This window comes from Zemynaea arenosa (genome assembly GCF_004614185.1).
GTDB classification, from domain to species: domain Bacteria; phylum Pseudomonadota; class Gammaproteobacteria; order Burkholderiales; family Burkholderiaceae_D; genus Telluria; species Telluria arenosa.
Map to the genome: position 1 here is coordinate 1 of NZ_SPVF01000184.1, position 6,375 is coordinate 6,375.

The following is a 6,375-nucleotide window of genomic DNA, read 5'->3' on the forward strand; positions in this document are numbered from 1 at the left end:
TGGCCGAGGTGAAGACCGCGAAGCCCGAGCAGCACGCCGCCGCCAAACCGGCCGAGCACAAGCCGGACGCCAAGGCCGAGGCCAAGCCCGAGACCAAGACGGCCGCCAAGGAACCCGCGAAGGACGTCAAGCCAGCGTCCAAGCCCGCCACCAGCGACAGCGAACGCGCCCTGGCCATCCTGGAAGACAAGCCCGCCGCCGAGAAGCCGAAAGCCGATACCGCAGCCGCGAGCACGAAGATCGTCGCCCAGGTCGGCGCCTACGCCGCCGCCGAAAAAGTCGCCGAAGTGCAGGGCAAGCTGCGCGCCGCCGGCATCAAGACCTACACGGAAAAGCACGGCGACGTGACCCGCGTGCGCGTCGGCCCGTTCGCCAGCAAGGCCGAAGCCGACCAGGCCCTGGCCAAGCTTGAAAAACTGGGCCTCAAGGGCAATATCGTCACCAACTGACCGATCAACGGAACACCCGCGCGTGACCATCTTCGATTATCTGGTATTGGTGGTTCTGGCGTCCTCGGTCATCATCGGCATCGCGCGCGGGCTGGTGAAGGAAGTGATCTCGCTGGCCAGCTGGGTGGTCGCCTACTTCGTCGCCAATGCGTACGGCGCCAGACTCGCCGCCATGCTGCCGGACGCGATTCCCGGCGAGGCCGCGCGCCTGATCGTCGCGTTCATCGCATTGTTCATCGGCGTGCGCCTGCTCATGGGCCTTGTGGGCCTCGCAGCCGGTGCGCTCATGACCGCCACCGGCCTGACGCTGGTGGACCGCTCGCTCGGCGCCGTGTTCGGCCTGGGGCGCGCCCTGATCATCATTCTGGCCATCGTCACGGTCTGCGGCATGACCGCCATTCCGCAGCAGGCTTTCTGGCAGGACGCGCAGCTGCGCCCCGCCGTGGAAGCCAGCGCGCGCGCCGTCAAGCCCTACCTGCCGGAGGCTCTCGCACGGCACGTGCGGTATTAAAGGTTTCAAAATCAGCAGTACCACAATCAGGAGCTCACCATGTGTGGCATCGTAGGCGTCGTCTCCCACAATCCCGTCAACCAGATGCTGTATGACGCGCTGCTGCTGTTGCAGCACCGCGGCCAGGACGCAGCCGGTATCGCCACCGACCAGGGGCGCACCTTCTCCATGTACAAGGCCAATGGCCTGGTACGCGACGTGTTCCGCACCCGGAACATGCGCTCCCTGCTCGGCAACTCGGGCATCGCCCACGTGCGCTATCCGACCGCCGGTTCGTCCAGCGAGGAAGAAGCGCAGCCGTTCTACGTCAACGCACCCTTTGGCATCACGCTCGCCCACAACGGCAACCTGACCAACTGGGAGCAGCTCAAGAACGACATGTTCAAGAATGACCGCCGCCACATCAACACGGACTCGGATTCCGAAGTCCTGCTGAACGTGCTGGCGCACGAGATCCAGAATGCGACCACTGGCCTGTCGCTCGATCCGGACGCGGTGTTCAAGGCCGTCGCCGTGCTGCACAAGCGCGTGCGCGGCGCCTATGCCGCGGTCGCGCAGATTGCCGGCCATGGCCTGGTCGCCTTCCGCGATCCGTTCGGCATCCGCCCGCTGTGCATCGGCGTGTTCGAGAACGAGAAGGGTGTGAGCGAATACATGGTGGCGTCGGAATCGGTGGCGCTGGAAGGCATGGGCTTCCGCTTCCTGCGCGACATCGCGCCGGGCGAGGCGGTGTTCATCGACATGGACGGCCAGCTGCACCACCGCCAGTGCGCCGAAAACCCGTCCCTGAACCCGTGCGCGTTCGAGTACGTCTACCTGGCCCGCCCGGATTCGATCCTCGATGGCGCCTCGGTCTACGCCACGCGCCTGAAGATGGGCGAGTTCCTGGCCGAGAAGATCATGCGCGAGATCCCGACCGGCGAGATCGACGTGGTCATGCCGATTCCCGATTCGTCGCGCCCGGCCGCGATCCAGCTGGCCCTCAAGCTGGGCGTGGAATACCGCGAAGGCTTCATTAAGAACCGCTACATCGGCCGCACCTTCATCATGCCCGGCCAGGCGATGCGCAAGAAGTCGGTGCGCCAGAAGCTCAACGCCATCGGCGCGGAGTTCAAGGGCAAGAACGTGCTGCTGGTGGACGACTCCATCGTGCGCGGTACCACCAGCCGCGAGATCGTGCAGATGGCGCGCGAGTCCGGCGCCAAGAGCGTGATCTTCGCGTCCGCCGCGCCGCCGGTGCTGTACCCGAACGTGTACGGCATCGACATGCCGACCCGCGATGAACTGATCGCGCATGGCCGCAGCGTGGACGAGATCTGCCGCGAGATCACCGCGGACAAGCTGGTGTACCAGGACATCGATGCGCTCAAGCGCTCGATCCACGAGGTGAATCCGGCGCTGACGTCCTTCGAGGCCTCCTGCTTCGACGGCAAGTACATCACCGGCGACATCACGCCCGAGTACCTGGACCGCCTGGAGTACGCGCGCCATCACCCGAAGGCCGCCATTCCGGAAGACGCCACGCGCACGCAGCTGAACCTCAATATCGAGCGCGGCGAATGAGCACCAAGGGCTTCACCACCACCATCCTGCATGGTGACCGCCAGAAGGCCATCGAACATGGCTCGCTGAGCAAGCCGATTCACACCTCGGTGGCCTTCGGCTACACGGACGCGCGCCAGCTGGCCAGCGTCTTCCAGGGCAAGGAGCCGGGCTTCCGCTACGGGCGGCAGGGCAATCCGACCGTGTCCGCGCTCGAAGAGAAAATTACGCGCATGGAAGACGGCCACGGGACCATCTGCTTTGCGACCGGCATGGGCGCCATCGGCGCGCTGTTCCAGGGCCTGCTGCGCGCCGGCGACCACGTGGTGTCGTCTGCTTTCCTGTTCGGGAATACCAACAGCCTGTGGAACACGGTGGCCGGGCAGGGCGTCGGCGTGAGCTTCGTCGATTCGACCGACGTGGCGCAGGTGGAAGCGGCGCTGACGCCTGAAACGAAGCTGGTGTTCGTCGAGACCATCGCCAATCCGCGCACGCAGGTGGCCGATTTGGCGCGCATCGGAGAGCTGTGCCGCGCGCGCGGCATCCTGTACGTGGTCGATAACACCATGACCTCGCCCTACCTGTTCCGGCCCAAGGCCGTGGGCGCGGGGCTGGTGGTCAATGCGCTGACCAAGTCGATCGGCGGCCATGGCGATGCCCTCGGCGGCGCGCTCACGGATACAGGGGTATTCGACTGGACCGCCTTCGCCAACATCTACGACACGTACAAGAAGAACCCGGCCAAGAACTGGGGCCTGGCGCAGATCCGCGCCAAGGCTCTGCGCGACTTCGGCGCCTCGCTGGCACCGGAGGCGGCGCACACCATCGCGGTCGGCGCGGAGACGCTGGCGCTGCGCATGGAGCGGGCTTCGGCCAACGCGCTGGCGCTGGCCCGCGCGCTGGAGGCGGATGACCGCGTGGCCGCGGTGTACTACCCGGGCCTAGCGTCCCATCCGCAGCATGCGCTGTGCACGCAGCTGTTCAAGTCCTACGGCTTCCTGCTGTCGTTCGAGCTCAAAGAGGGCATCGACTGCTTCGATTACCTGAACCGGCTGCAGATCGGCATCCCGTCTTCGAATCTCGGTGACACGCGCACGCTGGTGATCCCGGTGGCGCACACCATCTTCTTTGAGATGGGCGCGGAGCGGCGGGCCAGCATGGGCATCGCAGAGTCGCTGATCCGCGTCTCGGTCGGCATCGAGGACCAGGATGACCTGCTGGCCGACTTCCTGGGCGCGTTGCCCGCGTAACGCCTTTACGTCATCTTACGTTCGTACAGATTGCGAACGGCCCGGCGCCGACGGCATAATGGGGCGTTCGCCAACTCGAGTCCTGCATTCATGAAGAAGATCCTGCTCGGCGCCGCCCTGTGCGCCGCCTTCACCGTCCACGCGGCCGACGACCTCGCGAAGAAGCGCGAGCAGCGCAAGGCCGATATCGATTTCTGGGTCACCAAGTACGATGGCGCGGAGCTCAAGTCCGGCCAGTTCCGCTGCCCGAATCCGCGCTTCCCGTCGATGTCCAAGCAGAACGAGGAGATCGACGCGGTGTCCGCGCGCATGAAGACCTGGCAGGACTGCTATAACCGCTTTGCCGAGAACCTCAACAAGACGCCGCCGGGTGCGGAGCGCATTCCGCAGGACGTGCGCGCGCTGATGACCAAGGAAGAGCTGGAACAGGCGGGCGCCCATATCAAGGACGTGCACACCAATCTCGCCGAGAGCGCGACCATCAATTCCAAGATGGTGCTGGCCGATTTCGACGCGTGGCGCAAGGCCACCGAGGCCTACGTGGGCGAGAACAACAAGGTGATCAAGGCCGCCCAGGCCAAAGACCGGCCCGACCTGGAAGACCGCCGTAACAACTACAGCGGCGGCAGCGCCTCGCAGCGCTGACCCCTCTTCGCCCGCGGCTTACCAGGGATCGGCGCCTTCCATCTGGTACGGATGGCGCCAGCCGGGCAGGGCGGCGATGCGGTCCAGCCAGGCCTGCATGCGCGGCGGGAAGCTGATGTGGGCCTGGTCGGCCCAATACATGTAGCCGCAGATCGAGAAGTCCACGGCGGACGGCTGATCGTCCAGCAGGAAGGCGCGGCCGTCGCTCAATTCGTCCTCCAGCCGTTCCAGGTCCGCCGTCAGGCGGTTGCGGAACCAGGGCAGCACCGTGCCGGCGTAGTTGCCGTTGTCGTCGAACTTCTGGCCATAGCGGTAGTGCGCCATCGAGAAGCCGATGCGGTTGGCTTCCCAGAACAGCCACTCGCGCACTTTGTCCAGCCGTTGCTTCGTTTCGCCGCCGAAGGCCTGCAGGTGCTCGGCCAGGTGCAGCAGGATGGCGTTCGACTGCACGTAGGGCGTGCCGTTGTGGACCAGCAGCGGCACCTCGCCGTACTTCGCGAGGCTGCGGAACGGTTCGGGCCGCGCGTCGCGGGCCAGGCGCAGGTCGATCTCTTCGTATGCGTGCGGCACCCGGGCCACTTCCAGGAACAGCTTGACCTTGTAGCTGTGGCCGGACTCGCAGTTCCCGTACAGCTTGATCTGGTCCTGGGCCGCCATCGTCAGTTCACCCAGGAGCGCATCAGGCCGACGGCCAGGCCTTCCAGGGCGAAGTCGTCCGCTTCCGGATCGACGGTGATGACCTTGAAGTCCGGGTTCTCGGGCAGCAGCTCGATGGTGGCGCCGGTCTTGCGGTAGCGCTTGACCGTGACGTCGTCATTGATGCGGGCGACCACGATCTGGCCGTTCTTGGCGGAGTCGATCTTTTTCACGGCGAGCAGGTCGCCATCGTTGATGCCGACGTCCCGCATGGACCAGCCGCGCACCTTTAGCAGGTAGTCCGGCTTGGCGGAGAACATGGCGGGGTCCACGGAGAAGGTGGCTTCCACGTGTTCCGTGGCGAGGATGGGCGAACCGGCGGCGACGCGGCCGACCAGGGGCAGGGACATGAAATTGGAGGGCGGCGGCATCTGCATGGCCGGCTCGTTGGCGGCGGCGTCCTTCTGGCCCACGAGGCGGATGCCACGCGAAGTGCCCGGCGAAATCTCGATCGCCCCCTTGCGCGCCAGCGCCTGCAGGTGCTCCTCGGCGGCGTTGGCGGATTTGAAGCCCAGCTCCTGTGCGATCTCGGCGCGGGTCGGCGGGAAGCCGGTGTTGTCGATCGCTTCCTTGATCAGGTTGAGAATCTGTTCCTGCCGGGGGGTGAGCTTGATCATGGGATGTCGGTGTCCGCCTCTGTATGTGAATCCAGGCTGTATTTTTGTACAGTGGTTCGTCAAATGCAAGAACTTTTTGCATTTTTGCATGGGCTCGCTTTAACCCGCAGCTGACACAGAAATGTGTGAGCAAATGTCACAACGTGAGGACGCGAACAGATAACCGGTTTGAGTAGTGCAAAGATGGCAACATCTTTGAAAAGGACCGGATCATGAAACGCAGAATCGCCCACTACGTGCTGGCGGCCGCGGCGGCTGTCGGCGGGCCCCTGGCACAGGCCGAGATCGTCAAGTGCGTGGACAGCAAGGGTCATGTGACCCTGACCGACCTGCCGTGCAATGGTTCGGCCTTCCTCGTCCAGCAGACCGGCAGCTCGACCGGCGGCCAGACCGGCTCCTCGGCCGATACCACCCTCGGCCCGGAGTACTACCGCGAGCCCGCCGCGCCGCCCGACCCGCTGCGCGTGGGGGCCGTCCGCATCCACCTGTCGCCGTCGGAATTCGGCCCCAGCAGCAGCGCCAAGGCCCGCTTCGCCCGTATGACGCGCCCGGCCCCGAGCCAGACCTTCATCGTCGACACTGCTACCCTGCGCGCCGCGCACAGCACCCTGGCCATGCCCGCCGTTGGCGGCGCCCAGGTCGCCGCCCGCTGACCGGGCCTGACC

8 protein-coding genes are annotated in these 6,375 nt (G+C 65.6%); 6 read left to right on the forward strand and 2 right to left on the reverse strand.

Annotated features, from left to right (window positions below):
• The 5 genes from E4L96_RS24590 to E4L96_RS14560 all read left to right on the forward strand — a co-directional run.
• Positions 1 to 449: SPOR domain-containing protein (locus tag E4L96_RS24590; RefSeq protein ID WP_181017619.1), on the forward strand; the 449-nt coding region annotated here is incomplete at its 5' end.
• A gap of 22 nt (positions 450 to 471) precedes the next feature.
• Positions 472 to 960: a CvpA family protein gene (locus E4L96_RS14545; protein ID WP_135207947.1), complete on the forward strand. Its 489-nt coding sequence runs from the start codon at positions 472 to 474 to the stop codon at positions 958 to 960.
• 39 nt (positions 961 to 999) lie between these two features.
• Positions 1,000 to 2,523: an amidophosphoribosyltransferase gene (purF, locus tag E4L96_RS14550; protein ID WP_135207948.1), complete on the forward strand. Its 1,524-nt coding sequence runs from the start codon at positions 1,000 to 1,002 to the stop codon at positions 2,521 to 2,523.
• A complete protein-coding gene (locus E4L96_RS14555; protein WP_135207949.1) occupies positions 2,520 to 3,752 on the forward strand; it encodes a cystathionine gamma-synthase family protein in 1,233 nt (410 codons plus the stop codon). Before purF ends, E4L96_RS14555 begins: the two co-directional genes overlap by 4 nt.
• Positions 3,753 to 3,842: 90 nt before the next feature.
• Entirely contained in the window at positions 3,843 to 4,397 is a 555-nt protein-coding gene (locus E4L96_RS14560; RefSeq protein ID WP_135207950.1) for a hypothetical protein, read from the forward strand.
• A gap of 18 nt (positions 4,398 to 4,415) precedes the next feature.
• Here E4L96_RS14560 and E4L96_RS14565 read toward each other — a convergent pair whose 3' ends face one another.
• Positions 4,416 to 5,054 carry a glutathione S-transferase family protein gene (locus E4L96_RS14565; RefSeq protein ID WP_229414491.1) on the reverse strand — a complete coding sequence of 213 codons (639 nt, stop codon included), beginning with the start codon at positions 5,052 to 5,054 and terminating at the stop codon, positions 4,416 to 4,418.
• A gap of 2 nt (positions 5,055 to 5,056) precedes the next feature.
• Positions 5,057 to 5,710: a transcriptional repressor LexA gene (lexA, locus tag E4L96_RS14570; protein WP_135207951.1), complete on the reverse strand. Its 654-nt coding sequence runs from the start codon at positions 5,708 to 5,710 to the stop codon at positions 5,057 to 5,059.
• A gap of 212 nt (positions 5,711 to 5,922) precedes the next feature.
• Here lexA and E4L96_RS14575 point away from each other — a divergent pair, with 212 nt between their 5' ends.
• A complete protein-coding gene (locus tag E4L96_RS14575) occupies positions 5,923 to 6,363 on the forward strand; it encodes a DUF4124 domain-containing protein (RefSeq protein WP_135207952.1) in 441 nt (146 codons plus the stop codon).
• Positions 6,364 to 6,375: the final 12 nt, after the last annotated feature.